We start from the raw sequence: 15,350 nt of genomic DNA, 5'->3' as shown, positions 1-15,350 counted from the left end.
CCCAACTGGGACGGATCGCCAAACCCGCAAGCTCAGGCGAAGGCGATCCGCAGCAGCAGGAGCAGCGGCGCGAGGCCCAGCACCGTGAAGGTCAGCGCCATGCCGAGCTGGCGCAGCTTCAGGTTCTCCGGCTCGCGCGAGATGCCCATGGCATGCGCGACCCGCCCGGCGAGCGCGAGGCCGCCCAGCGCGTGCAGCAGGAAGGGCCCGGTGCCCGCGAGTTCCAGCAGCCCGAGCAGGATCAGGATCATCGGCGCGTATTCGACGAAATTGCCCTGCGCGCGGCTGGCCCGCAGCATGCGGATATCCTCGCCGAGCCCGATGGATACACGGCAGGTGACGCGCGCGCGGATCACCAGCACCGAGAGCGCGAACAGCAGCAGCCCGAAGAAGGCCGCGTAGAAGGAGGTGATCGGAAGCGCGGTCATGCGAGGAAGGGCTCCGTCAGCGCCAGGAAGGCGTGGGGGTTGTCGGCATGCACCCAATGCCCGGCCTTCTCCACCTGGGCAAAGCGCGCGGCGGGGAACAGGCGGCGGAAGATCGCGCGGTGCTCGGGCTGGATGTAGCTGCTGCGCTCGCCCGCCAGGACCAGCACCGGGCCCTCATGGCGGCCACCGACCGGGAAATCCTCGATCTCGGGCATGGCGGCGGCGATCTCGGCGAGGCCGAGCTTCCAGGCCGGCGTATCGCCGCCGAACTCCAGCGACTGCAGAAGGAAGGCGCGGATGCCGGATTCCGGGATCGCGGTCTCGAGCGCTGCATCCGCTTCGCGCCGGGTAAGGCCGGGCGTGAGGGGCAGCGCCCGCATCGCCGCCACATAGCCGCGCAGCGCGGGCGGGTAGCGCACCGGCGCGATGTCCGCGACCACGAGGCGCGAGACGAGGCCCGGCTGCGTGAGCGCGAGCGCCATCGCCACCTTGCCGCCCATGGAATGGCCGAGGACAGTCGTCGAACCGAGGCTGCGCCGGGCGATCAGCTCCGCCACATCCTCGGCCATGGCGGGATAGTCCATGCGGGTGGCGTGCCCGCTCTCGCCATGGTTCCGCAGGTCGGGCGCCAGGACGCGGTGGCGCTGCGCGAGGCGCTTCTGGATGCCGCCCCAGTTCCGCCCGGCGCCGAACAGCCCATGCAGCAGCACGACGGGGCTGCCTTCCCCCATCTCGATGACATTCAGGCGCAATGCCCTGCCTCCCAATATCCTAGCCCCGGGCCGCGACGATGACGCTCAAGACCACAAGCCCGCCGCCCAGGATCAGATCCCAGCCCAGCGGCTCGCCCAGCCATGTGGTGGCCAGCACTAGCCCCACCAAGGGCACCATGAGGAAGCCGACCGAGGCGAGCACGGCATTCAGGTGCCGCCCCGCCTCCACCGTCGCCCAGGTGCCGATGGGCGCCGCGACCAGCCCGATGAAGCCCGCGATGAGCCAGGCCCCCTGCCCCACGCCGCCGCCCGCGGAGATGGGCTCCAGCCAGAGGGCGATCGGCAGGATCAGCAGCGCGCCGAGGGCGAACATCCACGGGATCAGGTCCGCGATGGGCGTGCGCGGCGGATTGAGGCGCGTGATGAGGATGGCGAGGCTCCAGCAGAGCGAGGCCAGCAGCAGCAGCGCATGGCCGAACACCGCGCCGGGGGCGGACCAGTCCATCCCCCAGGGGCTCATCATCACGCCGACGCCGGCCAGCCCGAGCCCGGCCGCGATCCAGCGTTGCCGCGAGACGGGCTCGCCCAGCAGCAGCACCGAGAGCGGCACCAGCCAGAAGATGGTGACATTGCCAAGGATCGCCGTGCGCCCGGCCGGCACCAGCGAGAGCGCCACATGCGCCAGCGCGAAGAACGCGCCGATCTGCAGCAGGCCGATCGCGCAGAGCCCCGGCCAGTCCTCGCGCCGCGGCACGCGCAGCCGCCCCATCGCCGCCATCATCACCGCGGCCGAGAGGGCCGCCAGCGCCGCCCGCGTGAAGCCGAACCAGAGCGGCGTCGCGTGGGCGAAAGCGTATTTGGTGACCGGCCAGACGCCGCCGAAGAGGAAGACCGACAGGAAAAGGAGCTGGAGCGCCCTGCCTTGAGACATGGCGCCTTGGGACCTTGGGCCTTGCGACAAGCGCGATCAGCCCACCGTCAGCATGATCTTGCCGATGTGCTGGCTGCTCTCCATCAGGGCGTGCGCGGCCGCCACCTCGGCCAGCGGGAAGGTCGCGTGGATATGCGGGCGGCACTGCCCGGCTTCGAGCAGCGGCCAGACCTTGCTGCGCAGCGCATCGGCGATCTCACCCTTCTGCGCGGTGGTCCGCGGGCGCATGGTGCTGCCGGTCACGGTCAGGCGCTTCAGCATGATGGGACGGAGATCGAGGTTCTCCGCCATCTCGCCACCCAGGAAGGCGATGAGGACGAGGCGCCCGTCCATCCGCAGGCTGCGGAGGTTGCGGCCGAAATAGGGGGCGCCCACCATGTCCAGCACCACGTCCACGCCCTTGCCGCCGGTGATGCGCTTCACCTCCTCGGCGAAGTCGTGCTCGCGGTAGTTGATCGCGTGGTCGGCGCCGAAGCGCTGCACCGCCTCGCACTTCGCGGCACTGCCGACGGTCGTGATGACGCTCGCGCCGAAGGCCTTGGCGAGTTGGATCGCGGCGACCCCGATGCCCGAGGAACCACCATGGATCAGCACCGTCTCGCCCGCCGCCAGCCGGCCGCCGGTCGCGTGCGGCGTGCCGAAGAGATTGGCCCAGACGGTGAAGAAGGTCTCGGGCAGGGCGGCCGCGGCAAGCGCGTCATAGCCGCGGGGCCAGGGCAGCGTCTGCGCGGCGGGCGCGGTGCAGTACTCGGCATAGGCGCCGCCATTGGTCAGCGCGCAGACCTTGTCGCCCGGCTTGTAGGCCGTGACATCGGCCCCCACGGCAACCACCTCCCCCGCGCATTCCAGGCCGAGAATGGGCGAGGCGCCGGGCGGCGGGGGATAGGCGCCGGAACGCTGCAGCACGTCCGGCCGGTTCACGCCCACCGCCTCGACACGGATCAGCACCTCGTCGGCGGCAGGGGTCGGGCGCGGGCCCTGGGCCAGCACCATCACCTCGGCTGCGCCGCCGGCGCCATGGGCGATGTGGGTCATGGTCTGGCTCATGGCGGGCTCCTCCGGGTTGGGCCGGCACGTTCCGCGCCCGGGCGTCGTTGGTCAAGCGCGGCCGGCTGATTGCATCGCGCCGCGATGCGGCGGAAACTGGACGTGCCTTGACGAATCGCCGCCCTCCTTCGCGCCGCGCGCTGCTGGCGAGCCTGCTGGCCGCCCCGGCGCTGGCCCAGCCCGCGCCGCCCGAACTGCGCGTGGGAGGCCTGTTCCCGCTCTCCGGCGCCAATGCCTTGCTCGGCGACGAGGCGGCGCGCGGCCTCGAACTCGCCATCGCCGAGCGCAATGCCGCGGGCGGGCGGCAGATCCGGCTGATGCGCGCCGATGTGACGGAACCAGCGCAGGCGCTGGCCGAGGCGCGGCGGCTGATCCAGGCCGAGCGTGTGGCGCTGCTCTTCGGCAGCGTCTCCGCGCCGATCGGGCTCGCTGCCTCCCAGGCCGCGGAGTCGCTCGATTCCAGCTATGTCGAACTGGCGGCGGCGGCCGATGCGCTGATCGAGCGCGGGGCGCGGCATGTGATCCGCACCGCCCCCGCCGCGCTGGATTACGGCCAGCTCGGCGCCGATGCCCTGACCCGCTTCCTGCCCAATCACCTCGGCCAGCCGGCCGACGTTCTGCGGATCGCGATCCTGCACGAATCCAGCGCCTCGCCCGAGAGCATCGCGACGCATCTGGAGGCGAAGCTGCGCGAGGCGGGCCTCGTTGTCGCCGAGCGTCTGCCGCATGCGACGCGCACGCCCGAGATGCCGGCCATGGTGCAGCGGCTGCGCGCCGCCGGGGTGAATGTGCTGATCCATGCGGCGGCGGAAAGCGATGCGGTGGCCCTGTTCCGCGCCATGCAGGATGCTGCCTGGCGCCCGGCCGCGGTGATCGGCGCGGGACCCGCCTGGGGCCTGACGGACCTCGCACGCGCCGTGGGCCCGGGGCTCGAGGCCTGCTTCGCGCTCGACATGCCGCCCATCGAGACCGCCGAGCGCTGGGCGATGGGCGCCCGCCCCTTCGCCGAGGCCTATCAGCGCCGCTGGGGCAGCGCGCCGCGCTCGGGCCTCTCGCTCGCGGCCTATGCGGGGGCGCTGGCCGTGCTCAGCCAGCCGAACCTCGAACGCGGGCCGCTGCGTGCAAGCCTCGCGGCCCTCGACCAGCCCGAGGGGCAATGGGCCAATGGCTGGGGCTTCCGCCTGGAGGATCGCGGCCAGAACAGCCGCGCCCGGCCGGTGCTGCTGCAATGGCAGGCGGGCCGGCCCGTGGCCGTCTTCCCGGCGGATGCGGCGGCGGCAGGCCCGGTCTGACGCGCCTCAGCCGCAGACCAGGCGCAGGCGGCTGCGCACCAGTTCCACCGACATGGCCGGCCGCAGCACATTGGCGACGATGATCGTGGTGCGGGCGCCGGGCGCCAGCGTCCAGCGCTGCCCCCCCAGGAAGTCCTGCTGCACGGGCGGCGCCGAGAACATGGCCGTGAAGTTCTGCGTCGCGGGCGAGATGTTACGGACGCCCACGCTGAGCGTGATCTGGTCCCGGCTCGCGGGGTTGTTGGGATCGCGCGGGATGCGCTGCGTGCCATAGGTCACCTCGTCCACAGCCAGCAGGCCGGCGGCGACGCAATCCTGCATCTGGGCGGCGGCGAGGCCGGGGGCGGCAAGGCCAGGGGCGGCGAGCATCAGGGCGAGGGCAAGGCGGCGGATCATCCTTCGGCACTCCTTCCGGGGTTCGGAAGGGCATCATGCCGAAGCGGGGCGACCGCCGCGATAGCCCCAGGCCGATGGCGCCGATCGGCGCCGGCTACCGGCGGGTCCGGCGCGCCGGCAGGGTGCCGCAGGCGGCGTTGACGAAGAGGTCCACGAAGGTCCCTTCCCCCACGTCACGGATACCGCCCGGGCCGCGCTCCTGCTCGCGCAGCGCCTCGCCCACCGCATTGCGCCCGCTGTACCAGACGCCCTGAATGGGATTCCAGGCATGCGGGTCGCAGCGGAAATCCGCCAGATAGGCGGCGCTGCGGGCATATCCGCCGGTCTCGGGCAGGCGGATCGGCTCAAGCAGGTTGATCACCATCCAGACGCGGCGCGTGCCGTCCGGGTTGGTCACGATCTCGGAGGCGACGAAGGCCTCGGCCATGCGCGTGCCCCGGGTGAGCGGGATGCGGCGCCATTGCCGGCGCGGGGCCAGGGCCAGCGTCGGCGGCGCGACGGCGGGGGTCGCGACGACGGGGGCCGGCGCCGGTTCGGGCGGCGGCGCCTGCGGGGGCGTGACCGCCGCACAGCCGGTGAGCAAGAGCAGCAGCACTCCCAGGCGCGGACCGAGCATCGTCATCTCCCCCTCATTGCCTGGCACGCTCCCACGCACGCCGCGGCGCGTGAAGGCGATTCGGTGTCAGAGCGCGACGATCAGGTCCACCTCGACCAGCGCGCCGAGTGCGAGGCCGGTCACGCCCACCGTGGTGCGCGCCGGCAGTCCACCCTCGGGGAAGCTCTTTTCCCAGATCGCGTTCATCGCCGCGTAGTCGCGCGCGAATTCGGTCAGGTAGATACGGGCCATGATGGTGCGGTTCCAATCCGCGCCGCAGCCGGCCAGCACCGCCTTGAGGTTGGCGATCACCTGGTGCGTCTGCGCCTCGATGCCGCCGGGCACGCAGCGCGTGTTGTCCGTGGGCTCCGTTGGCATCTGGCCGGTGACAAAGAGGAAATCGCCAGCGCGCACGGCATGGCTGAAGGGGGCGACGCGCTTCGGGCCATCCCCCAGCAGGAAGCGGGTGATCTCCATGCTCAGAGCCCCCGATCGGCGCGGGTGGCTTCGAGGTCATCGGCGCGGAAGGCGGCGAGGATCTCCGGCACGCCCTCCTGCGGGGCGAAGCCCAGGGCACGGGCGCGGGTGGCCGCAAATTCGGCCGGCCAGCCGCCGACGATGGCCGCGATGGCGGGGTCGGGCTCGCGCTTCACCAGGGCGCGTTCGGCGGTGCTGAGGGCGGCCAGCATCTCGCCCACGCTGACGGCGAGGCCGGGCGGGTTGATACCGCGATCCACGCCGAGCGGTGCTGTGTCCATCACGGCCGCGTGGAACAGCCAATCCACGGCGCGGCGGGGCGAGCAGACCCAGACGCGGAAGGCATCCTCGACCGGCAGCGGTGTCTTCAGGCCGAGCAGCGGCTCGCGCAGGATGGCCGAGAAGAAGGAGGAGGCCGCCTTGTTCGGCCGCCCGGGGCGGACAATGACCGTGGGCAGGCGGATCGAGACGGCGTCGAGGAAGCCCTTTCGGCTCGCGTCCTGCAGCAGCAGTTCGGCTGCCGCCTTCTGCGCACCGTAGGAGTTGGTCGGCACCTGCCGCGCGTCATCGGGCAGCAGCGCGGATTGCCCGCCGCCGAAGCTTGCGACGCTCGAGGTGAAGAGCAGGCGGGGCGGGGTGTCCAGCTTCCGGCAGGCCTCGATCACCGCCAGCGTGCCATGCAGGTTCACCCGCATGCCCAGGTCGAAATCCGCCTCGGCGGCCGCGCTCACCACGGCCGCCAGATGCACGACGAGCCCCGTGCCCGGCGGGATCGCGGCGGAGACATCCGCGAGGCTCGCGACATCGCCGCCCAGGCAGGTCACCGGGAAGGGTGCGGCCAGCGGCTTCGGTGCCGCGAGGTCGAAGAGCACGAGGCCCGTGACGGGCGCGCCGCCCAGATGGCCCTGGGCCGCGAGGCGCTCGGCGAATTTGCGGCCGAGGAAGCCCCCGCCGCCGAGAATGGTGATCTGCATGCCGGGCAGATTGCCCGCGCGCGCGGGCCACGCCAAGCTCGCCCGCATGCACCCCTTCCGCCTCGTCCTGAATCGCCACCACGGCACCCCCGGCATCATCGTCCTGCCCGAGGGAGGCTATCGCCGCGCCCGGCGAGAGATCACCTCCTGGCCCGGCTATACGCCGACGCCGCTGCATGCGCTGGCCATGGAGGGCCTGGCCTCCGTCCACTTCAAGGATGAGAGCGGGCGCTTCGGCCTCGGCAGCTTCAAGGCGCTGGGCGGGGCCTATGCCGTCTGCAAGCTGCTGGGCGCGGAGCTCGCGCGGCGCGGCACCGCCAACAATGCCGATGGCGCGGCGCTCGAATCCGGCCAATACGCCCATGCGACCGAGCAGATCACCGTCACCTGCGCGACGGATGGCAATCACGGCCGCTCCGTCGCCTGGGGCGCGCAGCGCTTCGGCGCGCGCTGCGTCATCTTCGTGCATGAGAACGTGTCCCAGGGCCGGCGCGACGCCATCGCCCGCTATGGCGCGGAGATCCGGGTGGTGCCGGGCAATTACGACGACAGCGTGCGCGCCGCGCAGCATGCGGCCGACGAGAATGGCTGGTTCGTCATCAGCGACACCTCCTATCCCGGCTACACCGAGCCGCCGCGCGACGTGATGCAGGGCTACCGCCTGATGGCGGAGGAGGCGATCACCCAGATGGGCGGCGTGATCCCCACCCATGTCTTCGTTCCCGGCGGTGTGGGCGGCGTCGCGGCGGCCGTCGCCGTCCAGCTGCGCGCGATGTGCGGCACGGCCCCACGCCTGATCATCGCCGAGCCCGACCAGGCCGCCTGCCTGACCGACAGCCTGGAGGCGGGCGAGCTGCGCGTCGTCACCGGGGCGCTCGACACCATCATGGCGGGCCTGGCCTGCGGCGAGCCGTCACTGCTCGCGTGGCAGGAGCTGGAGCGGAGCGCCTATGCCGCCATGGCCGTGCCGGATGAGCTGGTGGGCCCGGCCATGCGGGCGCTGAAGGCGGAAGGGATCGAGGCGGGTGAATCGGCCGTCGCGGGACTGATCGCCCTGCAGGGGGCGCTCGGGAACCCCTCCGCCTGTGAGGCGCTGGGGCTGACGCCCGAGAGTCGCGTGCTGATCTTCGGCACCGAGGGCGCCACCGACCCGGAACTCTATGAAAAACTTACGACGGAGTAACCCGCTTCACGAAAGTGACTTTTTAGTGTCACATGGGGGCAATGGTGGGGGCTTAGGCGCCACCCATCGCAATTCCTGGGAGAGCCCCTTCATGCTGCGTCGCACCCTTGGCAAGGCCGTCCTTGCCACCCCCCTGGCCGCGCCCCTCGCCGCCCCTGCCCTGGCGCAGTCCGGCCCGGTCGAGATCTCGTTCTGGCATGGGCTCGCGCAGCCGCTGGGCGGCATCCTCGAGGGCATCGCCAACCAGTTCAACCAGAGCCAGAACCGCTTCCGCGTCGTCTCGAGCTTCCGCGGCTCCTACCCCGAGACCATGGTCGCCGCGATCGCCGGCTTCCGTTCGGGCACCGCGCCGCACATCGTGCAGATGTTCGAGGTCGGCACCGGGACGATGATGGCCGCGGGCCGCGCCATCAAGCCGCTGCACGAGCTGCTGCGCGAGACGGGCGTCACCATCAACTTCGACGATTACCTGCCCGCCGTCCGCGGCTACTACAGCCTGGCGGATGGTCGGATGATGGCGATGCCGTTCAACTCCTCCACGGCCATCATGTTCTATAACAAGGACGCCTTCCGCCGCGCCGGGCTGAACCCCGACCAGGGGCCGCGGACCTGGGCCGAGATGCGCGCCGCCGCCACCCGCCTGCGCGCGGCCGGCATCGAGACGCCCGTCACCACCGCCTGGCCGACCTGGACGCAGGTGGAGCAGTTCAGCGCCATCCACAACATCCCGCTGGCCACGCTCGACAACGGCTTCGGCGGCCTGAACGCCGAGCTGCGGATCAACAACCCGCTGATGGTCCGCCACATCAACACCCTGATGGAGATGGGCCGCGAGGGCACCTTCCGCTGGGGTGGCCGTGACGGCGCGGGCGATGCGCTCTTCGCCAACGGGTCCTCGGGCATGATCTTCGCCTCCTCCGGCGCGCGGGCGCGCTTCGTGCGCGAGCTGCCCGGCGGCCTGGCCAACATGGGCGCGGCGATGCTGCCCTATTACGACGACGTGCAGGGTGCCCCCATCAACTCCATCATCGGCGGCGCGGCCTTCTGGGCCATGAACCGTGGGCCGAACGCGACCCGCTCGGCTGATGAGAACCGTGGCATCGCGGAGTTCTTCGCCTTCCTGGCGCAGCCGCGCATCGTGGCCGCGTGGCACACCGAGACGGGCTTCCTGCCGGTGACGCAGACCGCCTTCCGCGAGGTGCAGGCGACGGGTTTCTACACCCAGAACCCCGGCGCCGATGTGCCGATCCAGCAGCTGCTGCGCGGCGGCGGCCAGATGACGGGCAACAGCCGCGGCATCCGCCTCGGCGGCTTCGTCGAGATCCGCACCGCGATGCAGGAGGAGATGGAGCGCGCATTGCAGGGCCAGCAGACGGCCCAGCAGGCGATGGACAACTCCGTCACCCGCGGCAACGTCGTGCTGCGGAACTTCGAGCGGACGAACCGCGGGTAGTTCTCCCCGTCCTGGGTTTCGCCTTGCCCAGGACGGCTCATCCCTCGGTGGCCAAGCCACCGAGGGGCATCAGGGGGCGGAAGGCGGCTTCGCCGCACGACAGGTTTGGGGTGGCGATGGAGAAGAAGGTCTATTTCAAGGGCATCGCCCTGCCCTATCTGCTGCTGCTGCCGCAGATCGTCATCACGGGCCTGTTCTTCTTCTGGCCGGCGGCGCAAGCCGTGCGGCAATCCTTCCTGCGGGAGGATGCCTTCGGCCTCTCCAGCCAGTTCGTCGGCTTCGAGAACTTCACCGATGTGCTGAGCGACCCGACCTGGCTCGATTCCGCGCTGCGGACGCTGATCTTTTCGAGCTCGGTCGCCATCCTGGCGCTGGGCGCGGCCCTCTTCCTCGCCGTGCAGGCAGACAAGCACATCCGTGGCGCCGATACCTACAAGACGCTGCTGATCTGGCCCTATGCCGTGGCACCGGCCATCGCCGCCGTGCTCTGGCTCTTCATGTTCCACCCGAATATCGGCATTTTCGGGCGCATGCTGAACGCCTTCGGCGTGCCATGGGACTACAAGCTGAATGGCAACCAGGCGATGCTGCTGATCATCCTCGCCGCCGCCTGGAAGCAGGTCAGCTACAACTTCATCTTCTTCCTGGCCGGGCTGCAGAGCATCCCGAAATCCGTTCTGGAGGCGGCGGCCATCGACGGCGCGCGGCCCATGCGGCGCTTCTGGACGGTGGTCTTCCCGCTGCTGAGCCCGACGGCCTTCTTCCTGCTGGTGGTGAACCTCGTCTACGCCTTCTTCGACACCTTCGGCACGATCCACAGCCTGACCCAGGGCGGCCCGGGCAAGGCCACGGAAACCCTGATCTACCGCGTCTACACGGATGGCGTGATGAACCTGAACTTCGGCTCCAGCGCCGCGCAGAGCGTGATCCTGATGATCCTCGTCATCGTGCTGACCATGGTGCAGTTCCGCTATGTCGAGCGGAAGGTGCACTACTGATGGCCGCCGCCATGGATGTGAATGCGCTGGCCGACCGCACGCGCCGCCGGCAGCGGCGTGAGGCCTTCGTCACCCATGCCTGCCTCGTCATCGGGGTGCTGATCTTCGCCTTCCCGATCTACCTGACGATCATCGGCTCCACCCATGATGTGAACACGATCGGCCGCGGCGACGTGCCGCTGCTGCCGGGTGGCGAGGCGGTGGCCAATTACAGCCAGGCCTGGGGTGTGGGCGGTGGCCGCTTCATGGGCGTGCCCGCCGGCGTCATGCTGATGAACAGCATCATCATGGCGATGTGCGTTGCCGTCGGGAAGATCGCAATCTCACTCACCTCGGCCTATGCCGTCGTGTTCTTCCGCTTCCCCTTCCGGATGCTGTTCTTCTGGCTGATCTTCATCACGCTGATGCTGCCGGTTGAAGTCCGCATCATCCCCACCATCCAGGTGATGGTGGACCTCAACATGACCAACTCCTACCAGGGCCTCATCATCCCGCTGGTGGCGAGTGCGACGGCGACGCTGCTCTTCCGCCAGTTCTTCCTCACCATCCCGGACGAGTATGTGGAGGCCGCGAAGATCGACGGCGCGGGGCCGATCCGCTTCTTCCTCGACGTCATCCTGCCGCTCAGCCGCACCAATGTGGCGGCCCTCTTCGTCATCCTCTTCATCTATGGCTGGAACCAGTATCTCTGGCCGCTGCTCATCGTGAATGACCGCAGCATGGAGACGGTGGTGGTCGGCCTCACCAAGATGATCGGCAGCGGCGACTCCCAGAATGAATGGAATGTGATCATGGCGACCGCCGTGCTGGCCCTGCTGCCGCCCGTCGCCGTAGTCGTGCTCATGCAGCGATGGTTCGTGAAGGGCCTGACGGAGACCGAGAAGTAATGGCGACGCTGACCCTCCGCGATGTGAAGAAGTCCTTCGGGCAAACCGCCGTGCTGCACGGCGTGGACCTCGAGGTGCGCGACGGCGAGATGATCGTCATCGTCGGCGCCTCGGGCTGCGGCAAGTCCACCCTGCTGCGGATCGTGGCGGGCCTTGAGACCGCGACCTCGGGCGGCGTCATCATCGACGGCCAGGATGTGACGCCGCTGGAGCCGGCCGATCGCGATGTCGCGATGGTCTTCCAGAACTACGCCCTCTATCCGCACATGTCGGTCTTCCAGAACATGGCCTATGGCCTGAAGATCCGCGGCATGGCGCGCGAGGAGATCATCCGCCGCGTGGATGAGGCGGCGAAGCTGCTCGGCATCGGCCAGCTCCTGGAGCGCAAGCCGCGCCAGCTCTCGGGCGGGCAGCGGCAGCGTGTGGCCATGGGCCGCGCCATCGTGCGCAACCCCAAGCTCTTCCTGTTCGACGAACCGCTCTCCAACCTCGACGCCAAGCTGCGCGTGCAGATGCGCGCCGAGATCCGGCAGCTCCAGCGGCGCCTCAACGTCACCAGTCTCTTCGTGACCCACGACCAGGTGGAGGCGATGACGCTGGGCGACCGCCTGGTGGTGATGCATGCCGGCCACGCCGCGCAGATCGCGACCCCCATGGAGATCTGGGCCCGGCCGGCCGACACCTATGTGGCTGGCTTCATCGGCAGTCCCTCGATGAATTTCCTGCCCGCCACGCTGATGGAAGGCGGCGGCGCAGCGCGCCTCGACACCAATGGCCTTGTCCTGCCCTTTGCGGATGGGCCGCGCGCCGGGGTGGCGGGGCGCAAACTCACCCTCGGCATCCGGCCCGAACACCTGCAGATCGGCCAGGGCGGCCTCGACGTGAGGGTGGAGCTTGTCGAGCCGTTGGGCGGCGAGAGCGTGCTGCATGGCCGCCTGCCCGATGGCACCGCGCTCACCGCGCGCCTGCCGGGGGCGAATTACGCCGATGGCCCCATGGGCGTGATCCTGCCGCTCGAATCGCTGCACGTGTTTGACGGAGAAACCGGCAAGCGGCTCGACGCGCGGGATTGACCCGCGGGGCGGAAGCGCCAATCTCCCGGACAACCAAACGGGAGATCACGTCCATGCTTCGCCGCCGGGCCCTGGCCCTTACCGCCCTTGCCTCCCCCGCGCTGATCGCCTCGGCGCAGGCACAGGTCGCCACCGACTGGCCGACCGCCCCGGTGCGCTTCATCGTCCCCTTCGCGGCCGGCGGGCCCACCGACATTCCCGCGCGCATGATCGCGGAGGAAATGTCGAAGACGCTGCCCAACCGCATCGTGGTCGAGAACCGCACCGGCTCGGGCATCATCATCGGCACGGATCTCGTGGCGAAGGCACCGAAGGACGGGCTGACCGTCCTCTACACCACGGTCGGCCACGCCGTGGTGCGCGCGCTGTTCGAGCGCGTGCCCTTCGACCCCATCGCGGATTTCACGCCGGTCGCGCTGGTCGGCCAGATCCCGATGATCATGATGGTGAACAACAACTTCCCGGCGCGCACCCTGCCGGAGCTGATCGCCCTCGTCCGCGCCAATCCGGGCCGGTTCGACTATGCGAGCAGCGGCAATGGCGGCGCCGTGCACCTGGCGTCCGAGCTGTTCCTGCACATGGCGGGCGGTCCGCAGGGGCCGCTGCGCATGAACCACATCGCCTTCCGCGGCTCCTCCGCCGCCATGCCCGATGTGCTGGCCGGCCGCATCCCGATGATGCTGGACGTGGCCGCCGCCACCATTCCCTACATCCAGCGGGGCGAGCTTCGCCCGCTCGCCATCTCGACCAAGGAGCGCAGCCCGCTGGTGCCGCAGGTGCCGACCTTCATCGAGCAGGGCGTGGCCGGCTACGAGGCCTATACCTGGCACATGGTGCTGGTGCCCTCGGGCACGCCGGCGCCGGTGGTGCGCGCCATCAACGCCGCGGTGAACCGCGCCGTCGCGGTCGAGGCGATCCGGAACCGCCTGACGGAGATGACCATGCAGGTGGTGACCGACAGCACGCCCGACAGCGCGGCGGCCTTCCTGCGCGCCGAGATCGGTAAGTGGGAGCCGATCATCCGCGCCGCCGGCATCAAGGTCGAGTGAGCGCGATGGCCGCCTATCTGATCGCCAACATCACGGTGAAGGACCCGGCGCGCTTCGCCGAATATCGCGAGAAGGTCTCGCCCATGATCGCCGCCCATGGCGGGCGCTACCTGATCCGCGGTGGCGCGGTGACGGTTGTGGAGGGCGAACCGGGCCTCGATCGCGTCGTGGTCCTGGAATACCCAGACATGGAGACGCTGAAGCGCTTCTACCACGGCGCCGACTACGCACCCCTGCTGGCGCTGCGCGAATCCTGCACGGTCTCCCACGTCGCCCTCATCGAGGGCTACGCGGGGTAGCATCCGGGTGCGAAGGGCCTTTCGGCCTATGGCGAGGGAGTGGGAGGGGGCAGCGCCCCCTCACCCGGCCTTCGCCCCGTCCCGTTCGATCATCAGCTTGCGCGCCGCCTCCGGAATCGGCGTGCTCAACCCGTTCTGCACGCAGACCAGCAGCGCCTTGCATTCGAAGCAGAGGCCGTCCTTCCACATCGCGTATTCGTGCACGAAGCTCGTGTTCCGCAGGCTCGGCACGCGCAGCGTCAGCAGCACGTCATCCTCGAATCCGGTGGCCCGCACATAGCGCGCCTCGAGCTTGGCCACGACCGGCCCCGGTTGGTCCGCCCGCAGCACCTGGCCCAACGAGCGCCAGTGCTCGACGCGCAGATCCTCGAACATCACCAGATAGGCCGCGTGGTTCACATGGCCGTAGAGGTCGCATTCGGCCCAGCGGATGCGGTGCCGTACCGCCACGTTCCACTCGCCCTCGACGCCGAATTCCTCCAGCAGCGATCCGTGCATAGATGTCCTCCTGACCTGTCCCGCCAAGCTGGACGAAATCGGCCCAGGCATCCACCCTGCCCCGAAACGGCGAGGAGGCAAGGCATGCGGCGCAGGACGCTTCTGGCAGCGGGGGGCTTGGCCCTCCCCGGCATCGCGCGCGCCGCCTGGCCGCAGGATCGGCCGATCGAGGTCATCATCCCCTTTCCGCCCGGCGGCGGCGTGGACCAGATGGGCCGCCTCGTCGCGCATCACCTGCCGCGCCACCTGCCCGGTGCGCGCACCGCGGTCATCAACCGGCCCGGGGCCGGCGGGCAGATCGGCTTCGAGGCGCTGTTCAACGCGGCGCCCGATGGCTTCACCATCGGCGCGGCCACCAACACCGCCATGCATGCCATCGCGATCGAGCGCCGCCCCCGCTACCGGCCGGACGAGTTCACCTTGATCGCCAATGTGGTGGATGACCCGGGCGCCTTCTGGGTCACCACGCGCAGCCCCCTGCGCACGCTGGACGACCTGCGGATGGCCGCACGCGGGCGTCCGGGCGAAATCGGTGTCGGCACCGCCGGCATCGGCTCGGATGACCACATGCTCCTGCTGGCCTTCGAGGCTGCGGCGGGCGTGAACCTGCTGCATGTGCCCTACGCCGGCACCGCCCCCATCCAGCGTGACCTGCTGGTTGGCACGCTCGCCATCGGCGCCTTCAACGGCAGCGAGGCGCTGACCCTGCTGCGGGATGGGCGCATCCGTGGCCTGGCGCAGGGCGGGCCCGAGCGTTGGGCGCCGCTCGGCCCGGTGCCCACCTTCCGCGAGGCGGGGTTCGACGTGCTGGGCGGCTCCTCGCGCGGGATCGCGGCGCCGCCCGGCCTCCACCCCGAGATCACGCTGCAATACGAGCTGGCCTTCACCGCCATGCTGGCCGACCCGGATTTCCTCCGCGACGCGGCACAGCAGGGCTTTCCCATGCGCCCGCTGGTGGGGCGCCCCTATCGGCAGATGATGGCGGCGGACTACGCCAATCTGCGCGCGCTCTGGCAGCGCCGGCCTTGGCGGGAATAGCCGCCCGCGAAACAATTCT

Annotated in this window: 18 protein-coding genes; 9 read left to right on the top strand and 9 right to left on the bottom strand. The window is 70.2% G+C overall.

Annotated features, from left to right (window positions below; all coding sequences use genetic code 11):
• Positions 1-32: 32 nt before the first annotated feature.
• From R9Z33_RS13200 to R9Z33_RS13185, 4 genes are read right to left on the bottom strand one after another with little or no spacing between them, the layout of a single operon-like run.
• The gene (locus R9Z33_RS13200) at positions 33-428 is read right to left on the bottom strand and encodes an MAPEG family protein (RefSeq protein WP_318647043.1); all 396 of its coding nucleotides are present in this window, start codon (positions 426-428) and stop codon (positions 33-35) included.
• Entirely contained in the window at positions 425-1,180 is a 756-nt protein-coding gene (locus tag R9Z33_RS13195; RefSeq protein WP_318647042.1) for an alpha/beta fold hydrolase, read from the bottom strand. Before R9Z33_RS13195 ends, R9Z33_RS13200 begins: the two co-directional genes overlap by 4 nt.
• A 19-nt stretch (positions 1,181-1,199) precedes the next feature.
• A complete protein-coding gene (locus R9Z33_RS13190; RefSeq protein ID WP_318647041.1) occupies positions 1,200-2,072 on the bottom strand; it encodes a DMT family transporter in 873 nt (290 codons plus the stop codon).
• Positions 2,073-2,108: 36 nt separating this feature from the next.
• The gene (locus R9Z33_RS13185; RefSeq protein ID WP_318647040.1) at positions 2,109-3,119 is read right to left on the bottom strand and encodes an NAD(P)H-quinone oxidoreductase; all 1,011 of its coding nucleotides are present in this window, start codon (positions 3,117-3,119) and stop codon (positions 2,109-2,111) included.
• Between the two features lie 107 nt (positions 3,120-3,226).
• Between R9Z33_RS13185 and R9Z33_RS13180 the strand changes: the two genes are divergently transcribed.
• Positions 3,227-4,411 carry an ABC transporter substrate-binding protein gene (locus R9Z33_RS13180; RefSeq protein WP_318647039.1) on the top strand — a complete coding sequence of 395 codons (1,185 nt, stop codon included), beginning with the start codon at positions 3,227-3,229 and terminating at the stop codon, positions 4,409-4,411.
• Between the two features lie 6 nt (positions 4,412-4,417).
• On the opposite strand, the gene R9Z33_RS13175 is transcribed toward R9Z33_RS13180, so the two are convergent.
• From R9Z33_RS13175 to denD, 4 genes are all read right to left on the bottom strand, one after another.
• A complete protein-coding gene (locus R9Z33_RS13175) occupies positions 4,418-4,807 on the bottom strand; it encodes a hypothetical protein (RefSeq protein WP_318647038.1) in 390 nt (129 codons plus the stop codon).
• Between the two features lie 94 nt (positions 4,808-4,901).
• Positions 4,902-5,429: a surface-adhesin E family protein gene (locus R9Z33_RS13170; RefSeq protein WP_318647037.1), complete on the bottom strand. Its 528-nt coding sequence runs from the start codon at positions 5,427-5,429 to the stop codon at positions 4,902-4,904.
• A 60-nt stretch (positions 5,430-5,489) separates the two neighbouring features.
• Entirely contained in the window at positions 5,490-5,879 is a 390-nt protein-coding gene (locus R9Z33_RS13165) for a RidA family protein (RefSeq protein ID WP_318647036.1), read from the bottom strand.
• A 2-nt stretch (positions 5,880-5,881) separates the two neighbouring features.
• Positions 5,882-6,853, bottom strand: a complete 972-nt coding sequence (gene denD, locus R9Z33_RS13160) for a D-erythronate dehydrogenase (RefSeq protein WP_318647035.1) — start codon at positions 6,851-6,853, stop codon at positions 5,882-5,884.
• On the opposite strand from denD, the gene R9Z33_RS13155 reads away from it, so the two are divergent.
• The 7 genes from R9Z33_RS13155 to R9Z33_RS13125 all read left to right on the top strand — a co-directional run bounded on the left by R9Z33_RS13155 (position 6,852) and on the right by R9Z33_RS13125 (position 13,795).
• Positions 6,852-8,036: a diaminopropionate ammonia-lyase gene (locus R9Z33_RS13155; RefSeq protein ID WP_318647034.1), complete on the top strand. Its 1,185-nt coding sequence runs from the start codon at positions 6,852-6,854 to the stop codon at positions 8,034-8,036. The genes denD and R9Z33_RS13155 overlap by 2 nt on opposite strands.
• Before the next feature lie 91 nt (positions 8,037-8,127).
• Positions 8,128-9,489, top strand: a complete 1,362-nt coding sequence (gene ugpB, locus R9Z33_RS13150) for a sn-glycerol-3-phosphate ABC transporter substrate-binding protein UgpB (protein ID WP_318647033.1) — start codon at positions 8,128-8,130, stop codon at positions 9,487-9,489.
• Positions 9,490-9,605: 116 nt separating this feature from the next.
• Positions 9,606-10,487: a sn-glycerol-3-phosphate ABC transporter permease UgpA gene (ugpA, locus tag R9Z33_RS13145; RefSeq protein ID WP_318647032.1), complete on the top strand. Its 882-nt coding sequence runs from the start codon at positions 9,606-9,608 to the stop codon at positions 10,485-10,487.
• Positions 10,487-11,374, top strand: coding sequence for a sn-glycerol-3-phosphate ABC transporter permease UgpE (gene ugpE, locus R9Z33_RS13140; protein WP_318647031.1), 888 nt, complete (start codon positions 10,487-10,489; stop codon positions 11,372-11,374). Before ugpA ends, ugpE begins: the two co-directional genes overlap by 1 nt.
• Complete coding sequence (gene ugpC, locus R9Z33_RS13135) at positions 11,374-12,447, top strand: sn-glycerol-3-phosphate ABC transporter ATP-binding protein UgpC (protein ID WP_318647030.1); 1,074 nt, start codon at positions 11,374-11,376, stop codon at positions 12,445-12,447. The genes ugpE and ugpC overlap by 1 nt, the downstream gene beginning before the upstream one ends.
• A gap of 53 nt (positions 12,448-12,500) precedes the next feature.
• Positions 12,501-13,496 carry a Bug family tripartite tricarboxylate transporter substrate binding protein gene (locus tag R9Z33_RS13130; protein WP_318647029.1) on the top strand — a complete coding sequence of 332 codons (996 nt, stop codon included), beginning with the start codon at positions 12,501-12,503 and terminating at the stop codon, positions 13,494-13,496.
• A 5-nt stretch (positions 13,497-13,501) separates the two neighbouring features.
• The gene (locus R9Z33_RS13125; protein ID WP_318647028.1) at positions 13,502-13,795 is read left to right on the top strand and encodes a DUF1330 domain-containing protein; all 294 of its coding nucleotides are present in this window, start codon (positions 13,502-13,504) and stop codon (positions 13,793-13,795) included.
• Positions 13,796-13,855: 60 nt separating this feature from the next.
• Here the strand turns inward: R9Z33_RS13125 and R9Z33_RS13120 are convergent, their stop codons facing one another.
• Positions 13,856-14,293 carry an acyl-CoA thioesterase gene (locus tag R9Z33_RS13120; RefSeq protein ID WP_318647027.1) on the bottom strand — a complete coding sequence of 146 codons (438 nt, stop codon included), beginning with the start codon at positions 14,291-14,293 and terminating at the stop codon, positions 13,856-13,858.
• Between the two features lie 84 nt (positions 14,294-14,377).
• On the opposite strand from R9Z33_RS13120, the gene R9Z33_RS13115 reads away from it, so the two are divergent.
• Positions 14,378-15,331, top strand: coding sequence for a Bug family tripartite tricarboxylate transporter substrate binding protein (locus tag R9Z33_RS13115; protein WP_318647026.1), 954 nt, complete (start codon positions 14,378-14,380; stop codon positions 15,329-15,331).
• Positions 15,332-15,350: the final 19 nt, after the last annotated feature.

The organism is Sediminicoccus rosea, assembly GCF_033547095.1.
GTDB lineage: Bacteria > Pseudomonadota > Alphaproteobacteria > Acetobacterales > Acetobacteraceae > Roseococcus > Roseococcus rosea.
This window is presented reverse-complemented; position numbering and strand designations above follow the sequence as displayed.